The sequence below is a fragment of the Kitasatospora herbaricolor genome (genome assembly GCF_030813695.1).
Classification (GTDB): domain Bacteria; phylum Actinomycetota; class Actinomycetes; order Streptomycetales; family Streptomycetaceae; genus Kitasatospora; species Kitasatospora herbaricolor.
Genome location: NZ_JAUSVA010000002.1, coordinates 3,095,753 through 3,120,234 on the forward strand (window position 1 = coordinate 3,095,753; position 24,482 = coordinate 3,120,234).

Here is a 24,482-nt window from a genome sequence, read left to right on the forward strand (position 1 = left end):
CCGTCAGGGTGACCGGCGGGCGTTGAGGCGGGCGGCCTGGCGCGTCAGGTGGTCGCGCTCGGCGAGGTTCGACGCCTCCCGGGCCGCCTCGGCGTAGAGCCGGGCGGCCGTGGCCAGGTCGCCGTCGCGCTCGTGCAGGTACGCCGCCACCGCCGTGTAGCGCGGGACGGGGTGTCCCCCGTTCCGGGAGCGCGGGGAGGCGTCGTCCAGCGCCGCGAGCGCGGCCAGCCCGGCGCGCGGTCCGTCGGCCTCGCCGACGGCGACCGCGCGGTTGAGCCGGACGACCGGGCTGTCGGTCAGCCGCACGAGTTCGTCGTACCACTCGACGATCTGCACCCAGTCGGTCTCCTCGGCGGTGGGAGCGTCGGCGTGCAGGGCTGCGACGGCGGCCTGGGCCTGGAACTCCCCCAGTCGGTCGCGGGCGAGGGCCGCCTGGAGGATCTCGACCCCCTCGGCGATCGACGCGGTGTCCCAGCGACTGCGGTCCTGCTCGGCGAGCGGCACCAGACTGCCGTCGCGCGCGGTCCGGGAAGCGCGCCGGGCGTGGTGGAGCAGCATGAGCGCGAGCAGCCCCGCCACCTCCGGATGGTCGATCGCGGCCGCGAGCTGACGGGTGAGCCGGATCGCCTCGGCGGCGAGGTCGACGTCGCCGGAGTAGCCCTCGTTGAACACCAGGTAGAGGACGCGCAGCACGGTGGCGACATCGCCGGGCCGGTCGAACCGTACACCCGAGACGGTGCGCTTGGCCCGGCTGATGCGCTGCGCCATCGTCGCCTCGGGCACCAGGTAGGCCTCGGCGATCTGTCGGGTGGTCAGCCCGCCGACGGCCCGCAGCGTGAGGGCGACCGCGGACGACGGCGTCAGCGACGGGTGGGCGCAGAGGAAGTAGAGCTGGAGCGTGTCGTCCGTCGAGGGCGCTGGTCCGGGCGCCGGCTCCTCGTCGACCAGGAGCTCACGCCGATGGCGGGCGGCGTCCGCCCGGGCCGCGTCGAGGAACCGGCGCCAGGCCACGGTCACCAGCCAGGCCTTCGGGTCCCGCGGCCGGTCGGCCGGCCAGACGCGGGCCGCCTCGACCAGGGCGTCCTGCACGGCGTCCTCGGCCGCCGCGAAGTCGGCTCCGCGGCGGACGAGGACTCCGAGCACACCAGGGGTGAGGCTGCGCAGCAGTGCCTCGTCCATGGGCAGGGTCACTCCGTGACGGTGGGCGGCTCGGTCAGGAACGGACGCAGCTCCAGCCACTCGTGGATCGGCTCCCCGCCCGCCCCGGGCGCGGCCGACAGCTCCCCGGCCAGCTCGACGGCGCGCTCGTAGCTGTCGACGTCGATCACCATCCAGCCGGCGATCAGGTCCTTGGTCTCGGCGAAGGGGCCGTCGGTCACCGGCGGGCGCCCCTCGCCGTCGTAGCGGACGAACGTGCCGCCCGGGGCGAGCGCCTGGCCGTCGACGAACTCGCCCGTCCCCTCCAGCCGGGTGGCGAAGTCGCGCATGTACTGCACGTGGGCCGAGATCTCCTCCGGCGTCCACTTCTCCATCGGCACGTTGTTGACCGGGGCCGGGGCGCCGCGGTAGTGCTTGAGCAGCAGGTACTTGGCCATGGTGTGACTCCTCGGTGCTGTGCGACCCATTGTGGTCGCATTCACCCCTGGGACGGAGCAGGTCACGGGTTCTCGACATCGGCGGCCGAAGTTTTCTTCCGACTTTCCCTACGGCGCGGCGGACGCCCTCTCCTGGCCTACGACCGGCGGCCGAGCAGGTGGGCGTCGAGGAAGCCCCGTTCGGAGGCCGGGTCGTGGAGCAGCCTGGCGAAAGGGGTGAGGCCGGCGTCGGCGACCAGTCCGGCGAGGCGGTCCACCGGCCAGCTGTAGGCAGGCGTGACCTTGTGGTCGAACCGGACCGGCTCCGGTCCGTCGGTCCCGAAGAAGGAGACCAGGAGCAGGCCGCCCGGCGCCAGGACGCGTGCCTGCTCGGCGAGCAGCGCCGGCAGCTCTCCGGGCGGGGTGTGGATCATCGAGTAGTGGGCCAGCACGCCGCCGAGCGCGCCGTCCTCGACCGGCAGGGACTCCATCCGCGCCTCCTCGAAGTGCAGCGCCGGACGCGCCCGCCGGGCGTGGTCGACCATGCCCGGGGAGAGGTCGAGTCCGAAGGCGTCCAGGCCCAGTTCGTGCAACAGGGCCGTCAGATGTCCGGGCCCGCACCCGACGTCCGCCGCCCGCGGGTTGCCCGTCGCCCGCACCAGTTCGGCGAACGTGCCGATCATGGCGCGGGCGAACGGCTGCCCCTCCAGCCGGTCCGCGAACAGCGACGCGTACAGCTCGACGACCCCGTCGTAGGCGGTCCTGGTCTCGTCCTGATGATCCGCCACAGGAAGGACTCTAGGGCCGGCCGGCCCGCCGTGTGTCAGGTACGGCCGGGCCGGGCGAACTCCGCGTGGACCGCGTCCCGTTCCCGCTCCCACAGCTCGGCGCCCCGGAGCGGACGGGAGAACGGGGACCGGGCGGCGAGTTCGAAGAACCCGATCGACGGCATCCCCAGCTCCTTGCTCGTCACCAGGGCGGAGAGCATCGGGCGCCTGCCGTCCTCGTTCTCCCAGAGCGAGGCGTCCTCCAGGAGGTGCGGCATGATCCCGCCGTGCGGGGGGACGTCCCGGACGTTCCGCTCCCGCAGCGCCGAGGACAGGTCCGTGTACGTCTTCGGCGTCGCCTCCCGCCCTTCGGCCGCCCAGGCCCTGAGGATCTGCACCGTGGCCGCGAGGGCGTCCGGGTAGCCGGCGTCGGTCTTCTTCACTTGCGCTCCAGGGTCGTGGTCAACGCGGCGGCACACACGCACGGCACACGCTTCCAGGCCTACCGGCGGAGCCGCCGGGGAGTTGCGGACCCGTTACCGGCGCCGCCCCTCGGAACCGCACCGCGGCGACCTGCCTCCCGCGATCGACAGTCGGCTTCTCCGACCGATCGTCAACTCGGGTACGACGAACATGCGCTCCCGTCATCGGGACGAGTCGCGGCGGCATGCGCCCCTTGCACCCGCCCCACCACGGCCGCTTCGCCGGGCACCCCTGCCACGGGCGTCAACTGGTCGACACACGAAGCACCTTGAATGCTCATGGTGATGGACCGGATGCTCTGCGTGTCGATAGTGTGCTGCCCATGACGCTCCCCACGGAACCCATCGGCAGTCTTCCCCGCTCCGCCCAGCTCCTGGCGGCGGTCGAGCAGCACGCCGCAGGTCAGCTCGACGACGCCTCGCTGGCGCAGCAGCGGCAGGACGCCGTACGGGACACCATCGCGCGCCTCGAAGCCCTCGGCTCACCCGTCGTGACCGACGGCGAGCAGGCCAAGTCCAGTTTTGCCACCTACCCGCTGGAGGGGCTCACCGGCCTGGCCCCGGACGGCGCCGTCATCCCGTTCGCGGACGGGCACACGCGTCAACTGCCGCTGCTCACCGCCGGACCGTTCCGCTACGGGACGTACGCCGACAGCTACCTGCTCGCCGCCCAGCAGTACGCCAAGGTGCCGGTCAAGCAGGCCGTCATCGCGCCCTCGGCGATCAGCCTGATCTACCCCGCCGACGGCATCGCCGGGTACCCGCGCGAGCAGTTCGTCGCCGACCTCGCGGACCAGGCGGAGCAGGACATCCGCCGCTGCCTGCGGGCGGGCGCCCAGCGCGTCCAGATCGACTTCACCGAGGGGCGCCTCGCGCTGAAGCTCGACCCCTCGGGCGGGCTCCTCGACTCCTTCGTCGCGCTCAACAACAGCGTGCTGGAGCGGTTCTCCGACGAGGACCGGGCCCGGATCGGCGTGCACACCTGCCCCGGAGGCGACCAGGACTCCACGCACAGCGCGGACGTGGACTACGCCCAGCTGCTGCCCCGCCTCTTCGCCCTCCGGGCGGGTGCGTTCTACCTGGAACTCGCCGGGGAGGCGGAGCCGCGGCGGGTGCTCGACCTGGTGGCCAAGCACGCGGGTGAGGACCAGCAGATCTTCGTCGGCGTGACTGACCCGATCGACCCGGTGGTCGAGACCCCGCAGCAGGTACGGGACCGGGTGCTGACGGCGGCCGAGTACATCGACCCGTCGCGGCTCGGCACCTGCGACGACTGCGGCTTCGCGCCGTTCGCCGACGACCGCTCCACCTCCAGGGAGACCGCCTTCGCCAAGATCGCCGCGCGGATCGAGGGCACCGCCCTGGCCTCGACCGAGCTGGGAGTCTGATCGCGGCCGTGACGAGCGCTGCGATGACCGCCGCGATGACCGCCGCGATGACTACCGTGATGACGCCGCGACGGCGGCCTGGACGGCGGACTTGACGGTGACTGCCCGCTGAGGGCGGGCCCGTGGCGCGTCCCGCGGGAGTGGGGCCTCGTGATCACGGGGCCCCACTCCTGCGCGAGGCGGTGACGCGGCGGGCGTACGGGGAGACGAGGTGCGGGCGGGGACGCGACGTGCGGGCGGGGACGCGACGTGCGGGCGGGGACGCGACGTGCGGGCGGGGACGCGACGTGCGGGCGGGGACGCGACGTGCGGGCGGGGACGCGACGTGCACTCAGGAGCCGGGTCGCCGTAGGCCGGCCTTCCCGCGGAGGCCGACGAACACTGCCGCTATCGTCTTCGAACCGGCATACCGATGCCCCACGACGCTGGACATCTCAGGGGGATTTCATGACGACGCCACCGCGGACCGGCACGGGCTACGGAGGATTCCCTGCGCAGCAGACCGCGGCGCCCGGCTACGGTCTCCCGAACCCCCAGCCGGTGCAGCCGGTGTCCGAGAGCCGTCGGGGAAACCTGCGGCGAAACGCGGGCTGGGCCTTCGTGGGCGCCGCCCTGGTCTCGGTCGTGTGGACGGCCGTGGTGCTGACCGTGCCCGGGATGGTCACCACCAAGGGCTCGCCGCTGGGCCTGCGCGGCTACCACGCCGTCGACGACCTCTGCGCCACGGCCAAGTTGGTCAAGTTCAACCAGATCTACCGCAAGCCGGACGACACCCCGAACCACCGCACCGACCGGGCCACCGCCCTCGACTCGATGAGCTGCGTGCTCTCCCTCCAGCAGGGGTCGGTCGGCGGCAGCGACGGTGACGCCGACTACGCCTCGCTGTACGCGCAGGTCGGCCTGCACAAGGCGGTCAACGTGAGCGCCGAGTTCGATGCCGAGAAGGACGGACGCCGGCAGGCCGGGTACCGGGTCACCGACGTTCCCGGCTTCGGCGACTCGGCCTACACCGCCTACCGGGACGAACCCAGCGGGACGGACAAGAGCTGGCACAGCATCACGCACGAACTGCTGCTCCGCGAGGGCGGCATGACGTACTACCTGTCCTGGTCGGGGAGCTACCAGGAGGGCCGGACCACCGTGCCCGAGCAGGAGACGATCCGCCAGGCGCTGCTCGCCGACAGCCGGGACCTGCTGAAGGCGATCGGCGGGCGCTGACCGCTCCGGGCGCCGGCCCGGGCTCAGTAGGAGCGGGCTCCGGAGCGGGCCGCCTTCGCGACCGCGACCACGGCGCGTTCCAGCGCGTAGGCGGGGTCGTCCGATCCGCCCTTGACCGCCGCGTCGGCCTGGGCGATGGCGGTCAGGGCGGTGGCGACGGCGTCGCCCGTCCAGCCGCGCATCTGCTGGCGGACCCGGTCGACCTTCCACGGCGGCATGCCCAACTCACGGGCGAGGTCGGCCGGACGCATGTTCCGCCCGGTGGTGGCGAGTCGGCCGATGCTGCGGACGCCCGAGGCCAAGGCGTAGGTGATGCCGGTCGGCGGCTGCCCGACGGCCAGCGCCCAGCGCAGTCGCTCCAGCGCCTCGGCGGCCCGGCCGGTGACCGCCAGGTCCGCCACCTCGAAGCCGGTCGCCTCGGCCCGGCCGCTGTAGTAGCGGGCCACCACGGTCTCGTCGATGGTGCCCTCGACATCGGCGGTCAGCTGGCTGCAGGCGGCGGCGAGTTCGCGCAGATCGCTGCCGAGTGCGTCGAGCAGGGCCTGGCAGGCCTCCTGGCTCGCGGAGCGGCCGAGGGTGCGGAACTCGCCCCGGACGAAGGCGAGCCGGTCACCGGCCTTGGTCAGTTTCGGGCAGGTGACCTCGCGTCCGCCCGCCTTGCGCCCGGCGTCCAGCAGACCCTTGCCCTTCACGCCGCCCGCGTGCACCAGGACCACGATCACTTCTTCGGCCGGGTTCTCGATGTACGCCTTGACCTCCTTCACGGAGTCGGCCGAGAGGTCCTGAGCCGCGCGGACCACGATGACCTTGCGCTCGGCGAAGAGCGAGGGCGTGGTGAGTTCGGCCAGGCTGCCGGGCTGCAGGCCTCCGGGCGCCAGATCGCGTACGTCGGTGTCAGGGTCGGCCGCCTTGGCCGCCGCCACCACCTGGGCGACCGCGCGGTCGAGCAGCAGCTCCTCCTGGCCGACCACGAGGGTCAGCGGGGCGAGCAGATCGTCGGGTGCACTCTTCCTGGCCATCGCGTACCAGCATCCCACGCGGCCCGGACAATCCCGGCGGGAGCAGCGGCAGCAGGCGGTCGGCGAGCGGGCGGCGGTGGACGGGCGGTCGGCGGTGGACGGGCGGGCCGGTTCGGGGTGCGGCGGCGGGACCGGCCAGGGTGCGGGACCGGCCAGGGTGCGGGACCGGCAGGGGTACGGGTACGGGGTGCGGGGCACCTGGGCGGGATCTGGAGAATGGGGGCGTGAACGACAACGACATCGACCTCCACGCCCGCCAACTGCTCGTACTGCCCGATCGTGACGCCGCCGACGAGGCGGCGGAGGACCTCTCCGCCCGTCAGCCCTCGCTCGGTGACCTCGACGTCGTCCGGGACGCACTGGCCGGTGAGGACGACGCCGAGGACGCGCAGTGGCTGGTGGTCGTGGAGCCGCCGGAGAGCGGGTGGACGACGGACCTGCTCGCCGAGCTCGACGCCCTGGCGGTCGAGTACGAGGGCTGGCGCGAGGAAGGCTGAGCCACGGGAGGCCGAGCCGCGGGGCCGGAGTACGGGCGGCACGGTGCGGGCGGGCGAGGTGCGGGGAGGCGGGGCGGCGGGGTAAGTCCTCATCGGGGGGAGCCCGCCTCCCGGTCGTGGGGACGGGTGAGCGCGCCGAGGGTGGCAGGGGTGTCACCGACGACCGCGACGTCGCCGGCCAGGTCGGTGCGCAGCACGGTCGCGCCGAGCTCCCGGAGGTGCTCGACCGTACGGGGTGCGGGATGGCCGTAGGGGTTGTCCCGGCCGCAGGAGATGAGGGCCAGCCGGGGGCGAAGGGCCGCGGCGAGGCTCCGGTCCTGGTGGGCGGAGCCGTGGTGGGCCACCTTGAGGATGTCCACCCGGCCGGTTCCGCGCCCGGCCAGCAGGGCGGCCTGCGCCGGGGGTTCCAGATCCCCGAGAAGGGCGACGCGCAGGCCCCCGGCCGAGCCGCCGGCGCGCCCGAGGGTGACCAGCAGCGCGACGCTGGCGTTGTTGGCCCCCGGTGCCTCGACACCGTGCTCCCCGGCCGGCCAGAGCACCTCCCAGGACAGCCCCGGCCCCGCCGTCCGATGCTCCCCCGGGCCGGCCCGGAGGAGCGGTACGCCGGCCGCTGTCGCCCAGCCCCGCACCCTGGCGGCCTCGGCCGGCGGCTCGTCCAGGACGGTGGTCTCGACGGCCCCCACCTGCCGGCCGCGCAGCACGCCCGGCACGCCCTCGACGTGGTCCGCGTGGAAGTGGGTCAGCAGCAGGAGCGGGACGCGGGTGATGCCGAGGCTCCGCAGGCAGGCGTCGGCGGCGCGCGGGTCCGGTCCGGCGTCGACGACCACGGCACTGTCGGGCGGATTGCCGTCGGGCACCCCGCTCTGGGACACCCCGCTCTCGGACGCCCCGCTCTCGGACGCCCCGTTCTCGGACGGCGCACCATCGGCCACGGCGCCCGCCCGGTCCTCCGGGAGGACCGGCAGCACGAGCATGTCGCCCTGGCCGACATCGCACATGGCGAGCCGCCATCCCTCGGGCGGCCAGCCCGTGGCGATCCTGGTGAGGGCCGGCGGGCGCAACAGGACGAGCAGCAGGGTCAGGGCGAGGACGGCCGCCGACAGCACCCGGACCCGGCGCGAGCGGACGCCCCGTGGTCCGGGCACGCCGCCCGGGGCCGTGGGCGGAGGCAGCAGGAGCGGCGCTGCCCAGCACGCGGCCAGGGTCGCCACGATCAGGGTGCCCGCGCCGAACAGTCCGCCGGGCCAGGCGAGCTGGGCGCCCGGGAGGGACGCGCCGACCCGGGCGACCGTGGCCAGCCAGCCGGCCGGGATCCCGGCCACGCAGGCCAGCAGTCGTGCAGGCGAGGGTGCGAGTGGTTCGAGCGCCAGGACGGCGAAGCCGAGCAGGGTGGCCGGCGCCACGGCCACTTCGGCCAGCAGGTTGCAGGGCACCGCGACGAGGCTGACCCGTGGTGCCAGCAGCACCGTGACGGGGGCGCAGAGGGCCTGCGCGGCCGTGGCGGCCGCGACGCCCGTCGCCAGCGGGCCCGGCCAGCCCCGGGCCCGCAGGGCCGCCGCCCAACGCGGGCCCAGCACCAGCAGTCCGGCGGTGGCGAGCACCGAGAGCAGGAACCCGTAGGAGCGGGCGAGCTCGGGGTCGAGCAGGACGAGGACGAGCACCGCGCCGGAGAGCGCCGGCAGCGCGTGCCGGGGCCGGCCCGAGGCCAGGGCCAGCAGCCCGATCAGGCCGGTGGCGGCCGCCCGGAGCACGCTCGGGTCGGGGCGGCAGACGGTGACGAAGGCGAGTGTCACGGCCGTCCCCAGCAGTGCGGTCTTGCGCAGGGAGAGCCCGAGCAGCGCGGCGAGCCCACGGCGTTCGGGGGTGCCCGCCCGGCCGGGAGCGCCGAGCAGCACCGCCAGCAGGATCGCCAGGTTCGCCCCGCTGACCGCCGTCAGGTGGGTCAGGTCGGTGGCCCGGAAGTCCTCCCTGAGGTCGTCCGGAAGGCGGGAGGTGTCCCCCACCACCAGGCCGGGGAGCAGACCACGGGCATCGGCGGGCAGTCCGTCGCAGGCGGCGCGGAGCCCGGCCCGGAGCCGGCCGGCGATGCGCTGGGGAAGGCTCGGACCTGCGATCGGCCGGGGCGGGCCGTGCGCCAGCAGGACGGCCGCGCTGTCGCGGAACCCCTCGCCCGCCGGGAGGACCCTCACCTCGGCGGCCAGACGGGTCGACGGCAGCAGCGGCAGCCAGGGGCCCGCGTCCTGGGCCCGCACCATGACCAGGACCGGGGTTCTGCCCCGGGTGACGGTGACCCGGCCGCCCGCGCCGGGAACGGCCACCTGATCGGCGACGGCCTCGACGGTGACCAGGGACTGCCCCGGAGCCGTTCCCCGGGCCCGCGAGGTACGGGACTTGGGGTCGCCCGTGATCGTGAGTTCGACCCGCAGCTCGGCGCCGGCGGCCGGCGATCGGGCCGGTGAGGGAGAGGTCGCGGTGGCGGCTCCCGGAGCGGTCTGGGGTGGGGCTGCGGCGGACTCGGGGCGGGCGAGGGCGGGGAGCGGGCCGCGGTGCAGGTCGGCGGTGTGCAGCAGGGTGGTGGCGGTCGCCGTGGCGGCGGTGAGGAGGACGGCGGCCAGGGTGGCGGCGGCCCGGCCCTGGAAGCCGCGACGGAGGAGCAGGAGGACGGTCGCCACGACCGCGAGGAGGCAGGCGGCGACAGCGGCAGCCGGGCGCTGGCCGGGGACCAGGTGGAGCACCGCCGCCGCGGCACCCCAGGCCGAGGCGGCCGGCAGCAGCAGCCGGAGGTCCGCCGCGGGCACCGGGACGGCTGCTCCGCCGGCTTCGTGGTGCCGAGGGCCGTCGCCGGCGGCGGGCACGGGGGCGGGAGGAGGCGCAGAAGCGAGAGCGGGAGCAGGAGCGGGAGCAGGAGCAGGAGCAGCGGGACCGGGGACAGGACCAGGATCGCCGCGGTCGGGCAGGCGGGCGGGGTGGGGAGGAACGGCTGGATCGACGATGGTTCACCTCCTCGCTGTCGGCTCGCCCAGGTGTGCCGGGGCAGGCCCACGCCCGGTCGGGGGCGGGTCAGAGGGTCAGCAGTGGTTTCAACTCGGCGTACGTCCGCTCGCCGATTCCGCTCACCTGGCGGAGCTGGTCCAGGGAGCGGAACCCGCCGTGCGCCTCCCGGTAGGCGACGATGCGCTGGGCGAGCGTCGGCCCGACGCCGGGCAGTGCGTCGAGTTGCTCGGTCGTCGCGTGGTTGAGGCTCACCGGGCTCCTGCTGGTGGGCCCCGCGGCCGGCGGTGGCGCCGGCCCGCCGACCAGGATCTGCTCACCGTCCGTCAGGACACGGGCCAGGTTCAGCGTGCTGGTGTCCGTCTCGGGCAGTGCGCCGCCCGCCGCGCGCAGGGCGTCGGCCACCCGGGAGCCGCCCGGCAGGGCCCGGATCCCCGGGGTCCGGACCTTGCCGGCGACGTCCACCACCACGACTCCGCCGGCCTCGGGCGGTCCCGGTTGACCGGCCGCACCGGCGGACTGCGCAGGTCCGACGGGTCGGGCAGGTTGGGCACCTTCGGTGGAGGTGGCCGGGAGCTCGGGGCCGGCACGCACCGTCGGCGACGCCGCAGGCGGTACCTGGACGGTCTCGGGGCGCCCGAACCAGAAGTGCTGCACCGCGTACGCGACGGCCAGCGCGAGCAGGACGGCCAGACCGAGCACCGCCCGCCGGTCGAATCCGAAGGCCGGACGCAGTCTCGGCCACGGTGGGCGAGGAGCCACGGCTGCCGCCGGCTCCCACCCGTCGTCCGCCCCGGACACCTGGGCGGGCGACGCACCCGGATCCGGTGGGGGTTCCGGCGAAGGCCCTGGCGGGGATCCGGGCGGCGACACGAGTGGAAGGACCGGTGGAGGCACCCCACCGGGAGGCGCCCGGAAGAGCGGATCCGGGTGGGGCGGGGGAAAGTCGGAGCCGGCACCGCCGCGCGTGCCCCGCCCGGTGCCGCTCGGAGGCTCACCACGGCCAGGAAGGCCGGGCCGGCGATCGGCCTCCGCCTCGGCAGACTCGGAGGGTGCGGAGGGTGCGGGAGAGGCGGAGCCGGAGGCAGGACCGGGGTCGGGAGCGGGGTCGGGATCAGGGACGGGGACGGCAGGCTCGCCCGGCGGCCACCCGGCGAGGAGCTGCGCCATCCGGGCGCGGACGGTCTCGGCGGTCTCTCGGCGCTTGGCGGCGCCCGGTGTCAGGGTTCTCATGGCCCAGGACGGTACGCACCGCCCCCGTACCTGCGGGAAACCCGCTCACAGCCTGTGGACAACCCCGGCCTGTGGATATCCGGCGTCACCCACAGGAGTGCATCGCGGCCCGAGCTGTAACGCGGAGGCCGCTCAGCGCGGGGAGAGGACCACCGCGAGCAGGCCCGGCCCGACGTGCGCGCCGATCACCGCGCCCACCTCACCGACGTACAGCTCGCGCAGTCCCGGAACGCGTTCGCGCAGCCGCTCGGCGAGGGGCTCGGCCCGGTCCGCGGAGGCGAGGTGGTGGACGGCGATGTCCACCTCACGGTCGGCCGCCCGATCGACGGCGATCTCCTCCAGCCGGGCGATCGCCCTGGACGCGGTGCGGACCTTCTCCAGGGGCTCGATCCGGCCGCCCGAGAGGTGGAGGAGGGGCTTGACCGCCAAGGCCGAGCCGAGCAGCGCCCGGGCGGCGCCGATCCGGCCGCCCCGGCGGAGGTGCTCCAGCGTGTCGACGTAGAAGAATCCGCTGGTCAGACCGGCTCGCCGGGTGGCCGAGGCGGCCACCTCGTCCAAGGTCAGGCCGGACTCGGCGCCTTGGGCGGCCGTCAGCACGCAGTACCCCAGAGCCATGCCGACCAGGCGGCTGTCCACCACCCGGACGGGGATCGGAGCCTCGGCGGCCGCCAGCCGGGCGGCTTCGCAGGTGCCGGACAGTTCGGCCGACAGGTGCAGCGAGACCACACCGGTGGCACCCGACTCGGCGGCCGCCCGGTACGCCGCCGCGAAGGTCTCCGGGTTGGGGCGGGAGGTGGTCACACGGCGCTTGCCGCGCAGCGCCTCGGCGACGTCCTTGGGCGAGATCTCCACGCCCTCGTCGAGCACCTCGTCACCGACCGCGACGCTCAGCGGCACCACGGTGATCCCGTGGCGGTCGACTGCGTCCTGCGGCAGGTAGGCCGTGGAATCGGTGACGATGGCGAGGTCAGCGGGCATGAGCCGGAGGTTACTCCCCGTACGCCCCGGAGGACAGCGCCGTACCGGCCCTGGCCGTCCTGTCCAGCCTTCGTGATCGAACGAGCCGCATCGGCCGGTGACCCGTGCCCGAGCGTCGGGGGCCGGTGACCCGTGCCCGAGCGTCCCCTCGGGCACGGGCGGGGAATCGTGGGTCCCGCCGGATGCCTCAGCCGGCGGAGGGGCCCGTCGACGGCTTGCGGAGACGCTGCGCGAGGCGCGAGAGCGGGTCGCCCAGGCCGAGGAGCTCCTCCGCGCCCGGACCGCCCGGGCCGGTGGTCAGGCCCGCCCGGCCATGCGTACCGGCCCCCGAGCCGCCGCCCGCCCCGGAGCCGTCCAGCGGAGCCGCTCCGGACCCGCCCGCCGAGGAGCCGGCGGCGCCCGGCACCCGCGGCGCCGCGTCCCAGTGCCGCAGGGCGCCCGCCTCGCTCTCGCACTCCTTGCTGAGCCTGGTCAGTTCGTCCTCGGCGAAGCGGTGCATGCGGTCCTGGGCGGCCCAGCGCATGGTCTCGGCGGAATGCGTGATCCGCTCGGCGCGCTCCCGCAGCTCGGGGAGCTTGGCGGCGATCCGGCCGGTGTCGGGCTCGCGCTCCAGGATCCGCAACTCCCCGTCCAGCTCGGCGGCGTGCACGTCCAGCCGGGCCAGCAGCTGGAGCGACTCGGCCAGCTGGTGGTCCTCGGCGAGGCCGGACTCCAGCACCAGACGGGTGCCGTCGAGCGAGGTCCGCAGGGCGAGGCGGGTGGCGGAGATCTGCCCCTGCGCGCCCGGCTTGGTGTACGTCTTCGCCTTCAGGGCGACGTTCTCCACGGCACGCCTGGCGTTCGCCTCGTGCCGTTCGACCTTGGCCGCCATCGCCTTGGCCGCCTTGACCGTGCCGACCACGGCAAGGCTCAGCAGGCCGACACCGATCAGCAGGACCAGGCCCAGCACCACTCCGACCGCGTCCATCACGAGCCACCTTCCACCGAAACCGAGCACGCCGACCCGGCCGCACCGGACCTCCCGCCGCCGGGCAACGGCCCGCAGCGGTCACCGAGGTTTCCACGGTAACCGTCCCGCCGGGCCGGGGGCGGGGCAAACCGGGCACCGCGGCCGAGATCAGGGACAGATCGGGGTTCTCCCCCAGCCTTGACGGGGACCGTAAGGGGCGGATCGCCCCCGACGGACGCCCGGGACAGGCCCGGGAACAGGAACCGGCATGGGGCAGGCGCGGGCACGGCAGCCCCGAAGCAGCGGACGCAGGCAATGGGCACGGGCAACGGACACAGGCGACAGGCACAGGCGACGGACGCAAAAGGTCGGCCCCGCCGGACAACCGGCGGGGCCGACCTCCACCGACGATCCGTCAGCCGGTGACGATGTTCACCAGCTTCGGCGCCCGCACGATCACCTTGCGCACCGCGGCGTCGCCGACGGCGGCGATCACGGCCGGGTCGGCCAGTGCCAGCGTCTCCAGGTCGGCGTCGGTGATCTCCGGGGAGACCTCCAGCCGGGCCTTGACCTTGCCCTTGATCTGGACGACGCAGGTGACCGACTCGTCCACCACGTACGCCGGGTCGGCGACCGGGTAGTCGGCGTACGCCAGCGACTCGGCGTGGCCCAGCTTGCGCCACAGCTCCTCGGCGATGTGCGGGGCCAGCGGCGCGACCAGCAGGACGATCTGCTCGGCCACCTCACGCGGCGTGGAACCACGCTTGACCAGGAAGTTGTTCAGCTCGATGGCCTTGGCGACGGCCGTGTTGAAGCGCAGGCCGGCCATGTCGCCGCGGATGCCGTCGATGGCCTTGTGCAGGGCCCGCAGGGTCGCCTCGTCGGCGGGCTCGTCGGTGACGACCAGCTCACCGGTGGACTCGGAGGCGATGTTGCGCCACAGCCGCTGCAGGAAGCGGTACGAGCCGACCACGGCGCGGTCGTCCCAGGGGCGGGAGACGTCCAGCGGGCCCATCGACATCTCGTACAGGCGCAGGGTGTCTGCGCCGTACTGGTCGGCGATCTCGTCCGGCGCTACGGCGTTCTTCAGGGACTTGCCCATCTTGCCGGCCTCGCGCTTGACCACCTCGCCGTTCCAGGTGTAGCCGCCGCGCCCGTCCTCTGCGACCTCGGCGGCGGGCACCGGGAAGCCCCGCTCGTCGCGGTAGACGTCGGCGGTGATCATGCCCTGGTTGAACAGTTTGTGGAACGGCTCGACCGAGGAGACGTGACCCAGGTCGTGCAGCACCTTGTGCCAGAACCGCGCGTACAGCAGGTGCAGCACGGCGTGCTCGGCGCCGCCGACGTACAGGTCGGCGCCGCCGGCCGGCTTCTCGGCGGTCGCGCCCAGCCAGTACCGCTCGTTGGCCGGGTCGACGACCTTCTCGCCGTTCGCGGGGTCGATGTAGCGCAGCTCGTACCAGCACGAACCCGCCCAGTTGGGCATGGTGTTGGTCTCGCGGCGGTACTTCTTGACGCCGTCGCCCAGGTCCAGCTCGACGTTGACCCATTCCTCGTTGCGCGACAGCGGGGTCTTCGGCGAGGAGGTGGAGTCGTACGGGTCGTAGGTGTGCGGCGAGTAGTCCTCGACCTCGGGCACCTCGACCGGCAGCATCGAGTCGGGCAGCGCGTGCATCACGCCGTCCTCGTCGTAGACGATCGGGAAGGGCTCGCCCCAGTAGCGCTGGCGGCTGAACAGCCAGTCGCGCAGGCGGTAGTTGACGGTGCCCTCGCCGATGCCGCGGCCGGCCAGCCAGGCGGTGACGGCCTGCTTCGCATCGACGACGCTCAGGCCGTCCAGCGAGATGCCGTCCTCGGCGGCCACGTCGTCGGTGGAACGGGCCGAGTCGACGATGACGGAGTCGTAGGTGTCGAAGGCGTCGTCCCAGGTGTGCGGGTCCTGGTCGCGGCCGTCGGTGGGCTTGACGACGCAGCGCATCGGCAGGTCGAAGGCGCGGGCGAAGGCGAAGTCGCGGTGGTCGTGGGCGGGGACGGCCATGATGGCGCCGGTGCCGTAGCCCATCAGCACGTAGTCGGCGATGAACACCGGGACGGGCTCGCCGCTGACCGGGTTGGTGGCGTACGCGCCGGTGAAGACACCGGTCTTGACCTTGGCGTCGACCTGGCGCTCGACGTCCGACTTGGCGGCGGCGGTCGCGCGGTAGGCGGCCACGGCCTCGGCCGGGGTGGCGGCGCCGCCCGTCCAGTCGTCGTGGGTGCCGGCCGGCCAGGCGGCCGGGACGATCGAGTCGACCAGGGCGTGCTCGGGGGCCAGCACCATGTAGGTGGCGCCGAACAGGGTGTCGGGGCGGGTGGTGAAGACGGTGATCGCCGGGCCGTCGGCGCCCTGCCCGTCGACCGCGAACTCGACCCGGGCGCCCTCGGAGCGGCCGATCCAGTTGCGCTGCTGCTGCTTGATGGCCTCGGGCCAGTCCAGCAGGTCCAGGTCCGCGATCAGGCGGTCGGAGTAGGTGGTGATCCGCATCATCCACTGGCGCAGGTTGGACTTGAACACCGGGAAGTTGCCGCGCTCGGAGCGGCCGTCCGCGGTGACCTCCTCGTTCGCCAGCACGGTGCCCAGGCCGGGGCACCAGTTGACCGGCACCTCCTTGGAGTACGCCAGCCGGTACTCGCCCAGCACGTCCTCGCGCTCGGCGCCGGACAGCTCGGCCCAGGGCCGGCCGTCGGGGGTCGGCCGCGAGCCGTCCCGGAACTGTGCGATCAGCTCGGCGACCGGGCGGGCCCGGCCGGCCTCGCCGTCGTACCAGGAGTTGAAGATCTGCAGGAAGATCCACTGCGTCCAGCGGTAGTAGTCCGGGTCGATGGTCGCGATCGAGCGGCGCGAGTCGTGGCCCAGGCCCAGCCGGCGCAGCTGGCGGCGCATGTTGGCCATCGCCGCCTCGGTGGAGACCCGGGGGTGCTCGCCGGTGGCGACCGCGTGCTGCTCGGCGGGCAGGCCGAAGGCGTCGTAGCCCAGCGTGTGCAGCACGTTGTGCCCGGTCATCCGCTGGTAGCGGGCGAACACGTCGGTGGCGATGTAGCCCAGCGGGTGGCCGACGTGCAGGCCGGAGCCCGACGGGTACGGGAACATGTCCATGATGAAGCTGTGCGGCTTGGCCGCGACGTCACCGGCGGCCGGGTCGGCCAGCGCGCCGACCGGGTTGGGGGCGTTGAACGTCCCCTCCTTCTCCCAGACGTCCTGCCAGCGGGACTCGATGTCGGCCGCCAGCGCGGCGGTGTACTTGAAAGCAGACTCCGCGCGGATGGGCTCGGTTGCGTCCTCGGCCGGGCCGGAGGCAGGTGTCGTCTCGCTCATGGTCCTTCAGGCTCCATCGATGTCGGTGCGCGAACCAGCGGCCGGTCTCGGCTGCTGCGAAATCGGGCTGTGTCCGCCGGAAACGGCCCCGGAAAGCAAAAAGGCCCCTCGCAGGAGGGGACGCCACGCCGACTCCGGCACCCGCCCGGGGGCGCGGCCGGCTCTGGTCAGCGCGGCCGGCTAAGGAGCAGGCACACGGTTCGCATGGGCTCAGGGTACCGCAAGCCCGTCGGCGGCCCGGCGGTTATCCCGCCCTGGTGGCCGAGTCGAAGTCGCGCAGGGCCCGGGCGACCCGTTCGGACTGCATGCCGGCGGCCAGCAGCCGCGCCCGGTCGGCCGTCCGCGCGGCGTCCTCGCCGTCGCCGGTCCGCCGGTAGGAGTCGGCCAGTCGCACCATCAGCAGGGCGCGGGCCCGGGCCCGCGCCGGCTCCAGCACGGCCACGGCGCCCGACAGCAGGGCGCGGGCCCGCTCGTGCTCACCGAGGAAGAGGTACCCCTCCCCCACCATGCCGTCCAGGTCGGCGCGTTCCTGCCGGCGCCCGGGCACGCCGTCCAGGGCCCGGAACGCCCGGGCGGCGGCGGCCTCGGCCTCCTCCCGCTCGCCCCGGCGGCCGTGCGCGCGGGCGATCCGGCCGAGCTGCAGCGCGAGTTCGGCCGGGGTCAGCCGGCCGTCGGCGGCCGCCAGCGCGGCGGTGAGCATCGCCACCGCGTCCAGGCCGCGGCCGCCGGCGGTGTGGGTGGCCTGGACGACCAGGCAGCCGACGACGCTCACGCCCAGGCGGGGGTCCCCGCAGACGTGCGCGGCCCGCAGTGCGGCGACGAAGGCGCGTTGGGCGGCGGCCTCGTAGCCCATGTCGTGGGCGGCCCAGCCGACCAGGCGGGCGAGCCGGGCGGCGGCGGCGTACAGCTCGCGGCCGAGCGGCTCGCCGTACGAACCGAGTTCGAGGAGTTTGCCGACCATCGCCAACTCGGCCCGGGCCGGGTCGAGGATCAGTCCGCCGCCGCAGGCCCGCTCCAGGCGCCGCTTGCTGTCGTGGCCGAGCCTGAGGTCGACGAGTTGCTCGGGGGCGATCCGCAGGGCGCCCTCGCCGCCGGTGACGGGCGGCGGGGGCGAGGCCCAGTGCCGGGCGGCCTGTTCGAGTTCGTCGCCCCGGAACAGGTCGGTGAGGCGGACCGGGCCGCCGTGGGCGCCGGCCTCGCGCAGCGCGGTCTGCGCGGTGTCGGCCGTCCACGGGTCGGTGAGCAGGCCCGCGGAGAGGATCTTGGCACCCCGGTTGCCGCCCATCGGGCCCCAGAGCTGCTCGTAGGTGACCGCGATGCCGAGGGTGCGGCTGAGCACCTCGCACACCGTCTGGTCGTGCGGTGCGCGCGGCACCATGCCCCGGTCGCGCCACTTGTAGGGCGCCGTGGAGCTGATCGCGAGCCCGTTCGGCAGGGTGAGGTTGACCTCGCGGGAGAGCCGTTCCGGGCTCCAGCCGAGTTGGTGGAGTATCCGGGCCAGCTCTTCGTTCCGCTTGCGCGCCAGGTCGGCCATGGCCACGACGGTAGCGGGCGACCTGCACCGCCCGGTAGGCCGGTTCTCCCTCCGGCGGCGCGGGCCCCGGACGGCCCGGGCGACCGGGAGGTCGGGCGGCGCCGGACGTGAAGCGGGTGACGGTGCCGCCCGGCCAGGGAAACGCCAAGGGCCGCCTCCCTGTGCGGGAGGCGGCCCTTGTTGCTGTGGAGCTACGGGGAATTGAACCCCGGACCTCTTGCATGCCATGCAAGCGCTCTACCAACTGAGCTACAGCCCCTTGACCTGCGATGTCACCGCTGGCCCCACTCTTCGGTGGTTTCCCTCGGCGACATCGCCCACTTTACACGGTCGAAGGGGTGCTCCACGAATCCATAACCCCGGGCCGCCCGCCACGGCCGGCGGCCGGCCCGTCACCCGTCGTCCGCCACCCGCCGGGTGCGGGCCGCCAGCACGCCCGCGGCCGCCACCACCAGGGCGATCGCACCGGTGGTGACCAGCAGCGCGTGCCCGGACTGCCGGGCCGGCGCCGGCAGGTGCGCCGCCCCGAGGAAGACCGTGCCGAGCACGGCGACGCCGACCACCTGGCCCAGCTGGATGACGGTGACGACCACCCCGCTGGCGTCCGCCGCGTCCTGCGGCGCCACCTTGCCGAGCGCCCGGGCGAACAGCGGGGCGTACGCGCAGCCCGCAGCCAGGCCGAGCCCGGTGGTCAGGGCCAGTTCGAGGGGCCCGATCGGGGCGCCGCCGCGCAGCAGGAGGCCGAGCAGCAGGTACCCGGGCGCGACCAGCACCGTGGCGAGGACCGGCAGCACCGGGTGCAGGCGGGCCGGCAGCCGCTGCCAGTGCAGGCTGGAGAGCCCGAAGCCGACCGAGACGGGCACGGAGAGCAGTCCGGCCCGCAGGGCGCTGCTGCCGAGCCCGACCTGCTGGTGCAGGGCGAAGGCGAACATGAAGCCGGAGAAGGCCGCCATGATCGTGAAGATCGCCCCGGCGGCCGGCAGCAGCCCCGGCGCCGCGAGCACCCTCCCGGAGATCAGCGGCTCTCCCCCGCGCGCCGCGACCCGCCGTTCGACCGACCGGAACACGCCCAGCATCAGCGCGCTCCCGGCCAGCATCCCCCAGCCCCAGGCCGGCCAGCCCAGTTCGTGCCCGAGCACCAGCGGCACCACCAGCAGGCCCAGGGCCACCGCCAGCACCACCAGGCCGGGCAGGTCGAAGCCGCGGCTGCGGTCCCCGGGCAGCCGGGGCAGCAACCGGGCGCCGGCCACCAGCAGGGCCAGCCCGAGCGGCACGTTGACCAGGAACACCGGGCGCCAGCTTGTCCCGAACAGGTCCGCGCCGACCAGCAGCCCGCCGGCCGCCTGGCCTACCGCCAGCCCGCCGGCCAGCACCGCCGAGTACAGGCCCAGCGCCCTGGTCCGGGCGGCGCCGGTGAAGGTGCGCTGGATCAGGCTCATCACCTGGGGGACCATCAGCGCGGCGCCGAGCCCCTGGAGCACCCGGAACGCGATCAGCCAGCCGGTGCCGGGCGCCAGCCCGCAGGCCAGCGAGGCGGCGGTGAAGGCCGCCAGGCCGGACCGGAACAGCCGGTCGTACCCGTAGCGGGCGCCCAGCCGGGCGCCGGTGATCAGCAGCACGGCGTACGCGATGGTGTAGCCGGCGACGACGAGTTGGAGGGAGGCGCCGGAGGCGCGCAGGTCGGTGCGGATCGTGGGCACGGCCACGTTGACGATGGAGATGTCGAGGACGGCCATGAACTGGCCGCTCAGCACCAGGGCGAGGAGCAGCCCGGGCCGGGTGGCCCTGGCCGGGGGCCGGGCGGGCCCGCCGGGGGCGGCGGGTCGGGTCTGAAGGTCCGTCATGGGGCCAGCGTGCGCGGGTACGGGTACTGGTGGTTAGAGCCTGCTGATCCTGGTACCGGCAACACCTGGGACGGCGGCCCGGGTTGCGGCACGATGGCGGGATGACCACCTTCGAGGAGAGCGCCCCGCCGGTCCGCGGCCCGCAGGGCCGGCCGCAGCCGCAGGACCGCCGCCGGACCGAACTCGCCGGGTTCCTGAAGGCCTGCCGGGCCAGGGTCACCCCGGAGGAGGTGGGCCTGCCGCCGGGCCTGCGCCGCCGCACCCCGGGGCTGCGGCGCGAGGAGGTGGCGCAGCTAGCCGGGGTGGGGGTCACCTGGTACACCTGGCTGGAGCAGGGGCGGCCGATCAACGCCAGCGAGCAGGTGCTGGCCGCAGTGGCCGGCTCGCTGCGGCTGGACGCCACCGAGCGGGACCACATGTTCCGGCTGGCGGGGGTGCGCGTCGAGCTGCGGCCGTCGCCGGCCCACCCCAACCTCGACCCGTCCGTGCAGGTGATCCTGGACGCGCTGGCGCCGCTGCCGGCGGCGGTCTGCAACACCCGCTACGACGTGCTGCTGCACAACGCGCCGTACGAGTCGCTGTTCGGGGCGGACCGCCCGACCGCTCCGCACGGGACCTTCAACAGCCTGTGGTGCACCGTCACGGCGCCGGTCTGCTGCAACCCGTTCCTCAACCGCGACGAGGAGCTGCCCCGGATGGTGGGGGTGCTGCGGGCCGCGTACGGCAAGCACGTGGGCGAGCCGGTCTGGGAGTGCTACATCCGGGAGCTGACGCTGGCGAGCGAGGAGTTCGGCGCGTTGTGGGCCCGGCAGGAGGTGGCACCGGCCAGGAGCGCGCTGAAGGTGTTCCGGCACCCCGTGGTCGGGGAGCTGCGCTTCACCGCGGCCTACCTGACCCTGCCGGCCGTCCCCGAGCACTACATGGTGGTCTACACGCCGCAGGGCCCGCAGGACCGGGAGCGGGTGGAGCGGATGGCGGCGCTGCCGCCGCAGCCTTCGCCCCGCTGCCCGCACTGAGGCTCCGTGCCCGGGGCGCCGGGCCGTCCGAGGGGGCCCGGACGCACCGAAGGCCGTCACCCGAGGGGTGACGGCCTTCCGAACTGTTGTGGAGCTACGGGGAATTGAACCCCGGACCTCTTGCATGCCATGCAAGCGCTCTACCAACTGAGCTACAGCCCCGCGACACGAATGGCCCTCACGGACCGGTGGTGCGGAGTGGAGCTACGGGGAATTGAACCCCGGACCTCTTGCATGCCATGCAAGCGCTCTACCAACTGAGCTACAGCCCCGCACTCGTGGGTTTTCCCGCTTCCCTTCCGGGCCGCGTTCTCACCTGCGAACGAGGAAGACTCTAGCTGGTCAGGCCCGGAACTGCGAAATCCCGCCTGCGGCAGACCCGCCGGCCTCAGGTGTCGTCGCCGATCACCGGCTGCGGCAGGGTGCCCGCGTTGTGCTCCAGCAGGCGCCAGCCGCGGGCGCCCTGGCCGAGGACGGACCAGCAGCAGTTGGACAGGCCCCCGAAGCACTCCCAGAGCTCCGGCTCCAGGCCCAGGAGCCGGCCCAGCATGGTGCGGATGGTGCCGCCGTGGCTGACCACCACCAGGGTGCCGTTCTCCGGCAGCTTCTGGACCGCCTCCAGCACCACCGGGACGGACCGGTCCGCGACCTCGGTGGACAGCTCGCCGCCGCCGCGCCGGACGGGCTCGCCCTGCGCCCAGGCCTCGTACTGCTCCGGGAACCGGGCCCGGATCTCCGCGTTGGTCAGGCCCTGCCACTCGCCCGCGTACGTCTCGCGCAGGCCCTCGTGGTGGTGCACCTCCAGGCCGGTGACCTGGGACAGCTCCGCGGCCGTGCGGGCGGCCCGCTGCAGGTCGGAGGAGATCAGCAGGTCCGGGTGGAGGCCGGCGAGCAGCCGGGCGGCGCGCTGCGCCTGCTGCACGCCCTGGCCGGTCAGCTCGATGTCCGTGGTGCCCTGGAAGCGCGATTCGAGGTTCCAGGAGGTCTGGCCGTGCCGCCAGAAGACGATGCGCGGTCCCCGCGCCTCCCGGCTCAGCTGTGGTCCTCGGCGACGTAGATGCCGACCCCGAAGTCGTCCGCCGGCGGGGCGGTGACGTTGCCGGCCGCGTCGGTCTCGGCACCCTCGGGGCGGTTGCGGGAGGCCAGCGCGTCCTCGGGCAGGGCCAGCTCGGGGCAGTCCTTCCAGAGCCGGTCGAGGGAGTAGAAGGAGCGCTCCTCGGAGTGCTGGACGTGCACCACGATGTCCAGGTAGTCGAGCAGGATCCAGCGGCCCTCGCGCTCGCCCTCGCGGCGCACCGGCTTGACGTCCAGCTGCTCGCGCAGCTGATCCTCGATCTCCTCGGCGATCGACTTCACCTGGCGGTCGTTGTTCGCGGAGGCGATCAGGAAGGCGTCGGTGATCGACAGCACCTCGCTGACGTCGAACGCGATGATGTTGTGGGCCAGCTTGTCGGCCGCCGCCTGCGCGGCGACGTTGATGAGTTCCTGGCTGTGGTCGGTGACGGTCACTGTGTTCTTCCGGCTCGGCTGCAGAGATGGCGCCCTCGCCCCGCCCGCCGGCGGCTGTGCCGGCTCCAGGGCAGGAGGACCCCAGTCCAGGATCTCACGCCGCCGCCGCGGCCCCGGACCGATTAACGGTGGGGCCGCGGCGGTGCGGGCCGTTGCCCGGGCGGCGCGCCGTGCGGGCGCTACTGCGGCTTGGGCACCTGGTAGTCCTTGCCGAGCACCACCAGGAGGTCGGCGTTCTGCGCCTCGGTGACCTTCTTCACGGCCGTCTCCGGCAGGTTCAGGCTGGTCGCCAGCGACTTGGCGGCCTCCAGCCGGGCGTCGTCGGTGTACCGGATCTCGGTGGTCGCCTGCGGGCTGCTCTTCGCCGCGCCGGGCACGAAGGTCAGGCCCGCGTTGAGCACCTGGACCTGGGCCGCGGCGGCCGCCTGGTCGTTGCCGGAGGCGTCCTGGATGGCGACCCGGGCGGCGGCCCCGGCACTGTCGGCGTTGCGCACCGTGCCGCCGAGGACCTCCTTGACCTGCTTGCCGGCGGTGGCGTCGTCCAGCGTGCCGTCGGGCTTGACCGGCAGCGCCGAGGTGGCCAGGTGGCCGTCCTTCCCCTGCTGGGCGAGCTGCACCAGGACGCCGGCCAGCGCGTCCCGCGGGAGGGAGGGGTCGAGCACCGCGCCCACCCGCTGCACCACGTCTGTGGCGTCCTTCAGGTCGGTCGGCATCGTCCGGACGATCGACTCCAGCACCTTGCCGAACCGCGCCAGCTGCACGTCCCGGCTCTCGCCGGCCGCCTGGTAGGTGGCGAAGAGCACTGCCGCCTGCCCGCTGAGCAGGACGTTCTTGCCGGCCGCGGCCAGCACCTTGCCGTCCGCCTTGCCGCCCTCGCGCAGTTCCACGTCGGTGTCCACCCGGACGCCGCCGAGCTGGGAGACCAGCAGCTGCAGGTACGGGGTGTCCAGCCGCCAGGTGCCGGCCACGGCGGCGCCGAGGACGGTGCCCAGGCCCTCACGGGTGCTGGAGGTGCCGATGGTGTCCATCGCCTGGCCGAGCGGGACGGTCGCCGCGTCACCCACGCCGGGCAGCTTGAGGCTCTCCGGCAGGAGCAGCACCGAGCCCTTGTGGCCGGAGGCGTCGTTGACCAGCAGCGCGGTCGAGACCTTGCCCTGCAGGTCGCGCAGGTGCACCACGTTGACCTGGCGCGGCCCGGCCGCGGCGGCCGCCGTCTTCGCGCCGCCGAGCTTGCCGGTGTACCAGAGGTAACCGGTGCCGGCGCCGCCGAGCACGGCCAGCACGACGACCGCACCGATCAGCCGGCTGCGCAGCTTGCGGCGGCGCTCGTCCCGGCGCTCGGTGCGCGACTCCGCGAACTTCAGCCAGTCGATGACGTCCTCGGACTCCTCCGCCTCCTCCTCGACGAAGGTGAACTCGCCGGTGGCGTAGGCGTCGGCGGGCGCCTTCGGGCCCTTGGCCGCCCGGGAGCCGCCGACCTGCTCGGAGGGCTGCTCCGGCTTGGCCGGGGCCGCCTGCGGCGCGGGGCGGGCCGGGCGCGGACGTGGCGGCGCGGCGGGGGCGGCGGCCACCGGTGCGGCGGCGGGCGCGGCAGCGGCGGCGGGCGACTGCGGCCCGGCGCCGAAGTGCTCCTGGCCGGGCTGCTCGTACACCGGCTGCTCGTAGCCCGGCTCGTAGCCGGACTGCTCGTAGCCGGACTGCTCGTACCCGGGCCGGGGGACGGCCGGCTGCTGGTACGGCTGGTAGGGCTGCTGCCCGTAGCCGGGCTGCTGGTACTCCTCGTAGGCCTGCGGCTGCTGGTAGGCCTGCTGCGGCTGCCCGTACTGGTCGTACTGCGGCTGGTAGGCCTGCGGCTGCTCGGGCCGACCGTACGGGTCCTGGCCGTGGCCGGACTGCGGCCGGGCCGGCTGCTGCGGCCGGCGGGGCGGGTAGGGCTGCCCGTACTGGTCGTACTGCGGCTCGTACCCGCCTTGCCCGTAGCCGGCCTGCTCGTAGCCCGACTCGTAGCCGGACTGCTCGTAGCCCGGCTGCTGGTACGGCTGGTAGGGCTGCTGCTGGTACTGCCCGGCCGGCCAGTCGTCGTCCTGCTGGCCCCTGCGGTCTGCCGTTCCGGTCACGCCGACCCTCC

19 protein-coding genes and 3 tRNA genes are annotated in these 24,482 nt (G+C 74.3%); 4 read left to right on the forward strand and 18 right to left on the reverse strand.

Features of this window, described 5'->3' with window-relative positions:
* Window positions 1–3: 3 nt before the first annotated feature.
* From J2S46_RS13920 to J2S46_RS13935, 4 genes are all read right to left on the reverse strand, one after another.
* The gene (locus tag J2S46_RS13920; RefSeq protein ID WP_191289356.1) at window positions 4–1,179 is read right to left on the reverse strand and encodes an RNA polymerase sigma factor; all 1,176 of its coding nucleotides are present in this window, start codon (window positions 1,177–1,179) and stop codon (window positions 4–6) included.
* Between the two features lie 8 nt (window positions 1,180–1,187).
* Complete coding sequence (locus tag J2S46_RS13925; protein WP_073927716.1) at window positions 1,188–1,595, reverse strand: YciI family protein; 408 nt, start codon at window positions 1,593–1,595, stop codon at window positions 1,188–1,190.
* A gap of 137 nt (window positions 1,596–1,732) precedes the next feature.
* Window positions 1,733–2,362 carry a class I SAM-dependent methyltransferase gene (locus tag J2S46_RS13930; protein ID WP_191289250.1) on the reverse strand — a complete coding sequence of 210 codons (630 nt, stop codon included), beginning with the start codon at window positions 2,360–2,362 and terminating at the stop codon, window positions 1,733–1,735.
* 35 nt (window positions 2,363–2,397) lie between these two features.
* Window positions 2,398–2,784 (reverse strand): hypothetical protein, encoded by a 387-nt coding sequence (locus J2S46_RS13935; RefSeq protein WP_191289251.1) that lies wholly within the window; start codon window positions 2,782–2,784, stop codon window positions 2,398–2,400.
* Between the two features lie 362 nt (window positions 2,785–3,146).
* Here J2S46_RS13935 and J2S46_RS13940 point away from each other — a divergent pair, with 362 nt between their 5' ends.
* Together J2S46_RS13940 and J2S46_RS13945 are read left to right on the forward strand one after the other, a co-directional pair.
* Window positions 3,147–4,211 (forward strand): cobalamin-independent methionine synthase II family protein, encoded by a 1,065-nt coding sequence (locus J2S46_RS13940; protein ID WP_191289252.1) that lies wholly within the window; start codon window positions 3,147–3,149, stop codon window positions 4,209–4,211.
* Between the two features lie 549 nt (window positions 4,212–4,760).
* Window positions 4,761–5,429 (forward strand): hypothetical protein, encoded by a 669-nt coding sequence (locus J2S46_RS13945; protein WP_307350017.1) that lies wholly within the window; start codon window positions 4,761–4,763, stop codon window positions 5,427–5,429.
* 23 nt (window positions 5,430–5,452) lie between these two features.
* Here J2S46_RS13945 and holA read toward each other — a convergent pair whose 3' ends face one another.
* Window positions 5,453–6,448 (reverse strand): DNA polymerase III subunit delta, encoded by a 996-nt coding sequence (gene holA / locus J2S46_RS13950; RefSeq protein WP_191289254.1) that lies wholly within the window; start codon window positions 6,446–6,448, stop codon window positions 5,453–5,455.
* A gap of 260 nt (window positions 6,449–6,708) precedes the next feature.
* Here holA and J2S46_RS13955 point away from each other — a divergent pair, with 260 nt between their 5' ends.
* Window positions 6,709–6,945: a hypothetical protein gene (locus tag J2S46_RS13955; RefSeq protein WP_229912585.1), complete on the forward strand. Its 237-nt coding sequence runs from the start codon at window positions 6,709–6,711 to the stop codon at window positions 6,943–6,945.
* Between the two features lie 89 nt (window positions 6,946–7,034).
* On the opposite strand, the gene J2S46_RS13960 is transcribed toward J2S46_RS13955, so the two are convergent.
* The 8 genes from J2S46_RS13960 to J2S46_RS13995 form a co-directional block, all read right to left on the reverse strand.
* On the reverse strand, window positions 7,035–9,743 hold the full coding sequence (locus J2S46_RS13960) for a ComEC/Rec2 family competence protein (RefSeq protein ID WP_229912521.1): 2,709 nt from the start codon (window positions 9,741–9,743) through the stop codon (window positions 7,035–7,037).
* Between the two features lie 262 nt (window positions 9,744–10,005).
* Entirely contained in the window at window positions 10,006–10,698 is a 693-nt protein-coding gene (locus J2S46_RS13965) for a ComEA family DNA-binding protein (protein WP_229912523.1), read from the reverse strand.
* A 603-nt stretch (window positions 10,699–11,301) separates the two neighbouring features.
* The gene (locus J2S46_RS13970; RefSeq protein ID WP_191289256.1) at window positions 11,302–12,147 is read right to left on the reverse strand and encodes a DegV family protein; all 846 of its coding nucleotides are present in this window, start codon (window positions 12,145–12,147) and stop codon (window positions 11,302–11,304) included.
* Between the two features lie 187 nt (window positions 12,148–12,334).
* Window positions 12,335–13,114, reverse strand: coding sequence for a hypothetical protein (locus tag J2S46_RS13975; RefSeq protein WP_191289257.1), 780 nt, complete (start codon window positions 13,112–13,114; stop codon window positions 12,335–12,337).
* Window positions 13,115–13,511: 397 nt separating this feature from the next.
* Window positions 13,512–16,451: a leucine--tRNA ligase gene (gene leuS / locus J2S46_RS13980; protein ID WP_191289258.1), complete on the reverse strand. Its 2,940-nt coding sequence runs from the start codon at window positions 16,449–16,451 to the stop codon at window positions 13,512–13,514.
* Window positions 16,452–16,695: 244 nt separating this feature from the next.
* Complete coding sequence (locus tag J2S46_RS13985) at window positions 16,696–17,985, reverse strand: NsdA family TPR-like regulatory protein (RefSeq protein WP_191289259.1); 1,290 nt, start codon at window positions 17,983–17,985, stop codon at window positions 16,696–16,698.
* Window positions 17,986–18,171: 186 nt separating this feature from the next.
* Window positions 18,172–18,244, reverse strand: a tRNA-Ala gene (locus tag J2S46_RS13990).
* Between the two features lie 133 nt (window positions 18,245–18,377).
* Complete coding sequence (locus tag J2S46_RS13995) at window positions 18,378–19,829, reverse strand: MFS transporter (protein WP_229912525.1); 1,452 nt, start codon at window positions 19,827–19,829, stop codon at window positions 18,378–18,380.
* Between the two features lie 101 nt (window positions 19,830–19,930).
* Here J2S46_RS13995 and J2S46_RS14000 point away from each other — a divergent pair, with 101 nt between their 5' ends.
* Window positions 19,931–20,845 (forward strand): helix-turn-helix transcriptional regulator, encoded by a 915-nt coding sequence (locus J2S46_RS14000; protein WP_191289260.1) that lies wholly within the window; start codon window positions 19,931–19,933, stop codon window positions 20,843–20,845.
* An 89-nt stretch (window positions 20,846–20,934) separates the two neighbouring features.
* Here J2S46_RS14000 and J2S46_RS14005 read toward each other — a convergent pair.
* From J2S46_RS14005 to J2S46_RS14025, 5 genes are all read right to left on the reverse strand, one after another.
* A tRNA-Ala gene (locus J2S46_RS14005) sits at window positions 20,935–21,007 on the reverse strand.
* A 37-nt stretch (window positions 21,008–21,044) separates the two neighbouring features.
* Window positions 21,045–21,117, reverse strand: a tRNA-Ala gene (locus J2S46_RS14010).
* A 116-nt stretch (window positions 21,118–21,233) separates the two neighbouring features.
* Complete coding sequence (locus J2S46_RS14015; RefSeq protein ID WP_191289360.1) at window positions 21,234–21,881, reverse strand: histidine phosphatase family protein; 648 nt, start codon at window positions 21,879–21,881, stop codon at window positions 21,234–21,236.
* Window positions 21,878–22,354: a ribosome silencing factor gene (gene rsfS / locus J2S46_RS14020; protein WP_229912535.1), complete on the reverse strand. Its 477-nt coding sequence runs from the start codon at window positions 22,352–22,354 to the stop codon at window positions 21,878–21,880. The genes J2S46_RS14015 and rsfS overlap by 4 nt, the downstream gene beginning before the upstream one ends.
* A 179-nt stretch (window positions 22,355–22,533) precedes the next feature.
* Entirely contained in the window at window positions 22,534–24,471 is a 1,938-nt protein-coding gene (locus J2S46_RS14025) for an LCP family protein (RefSeq protein ID WP_191289261.1), read from the reverse strand.
* Window positions 24,472–24,482: the final 11 nt, after the last annotated feature.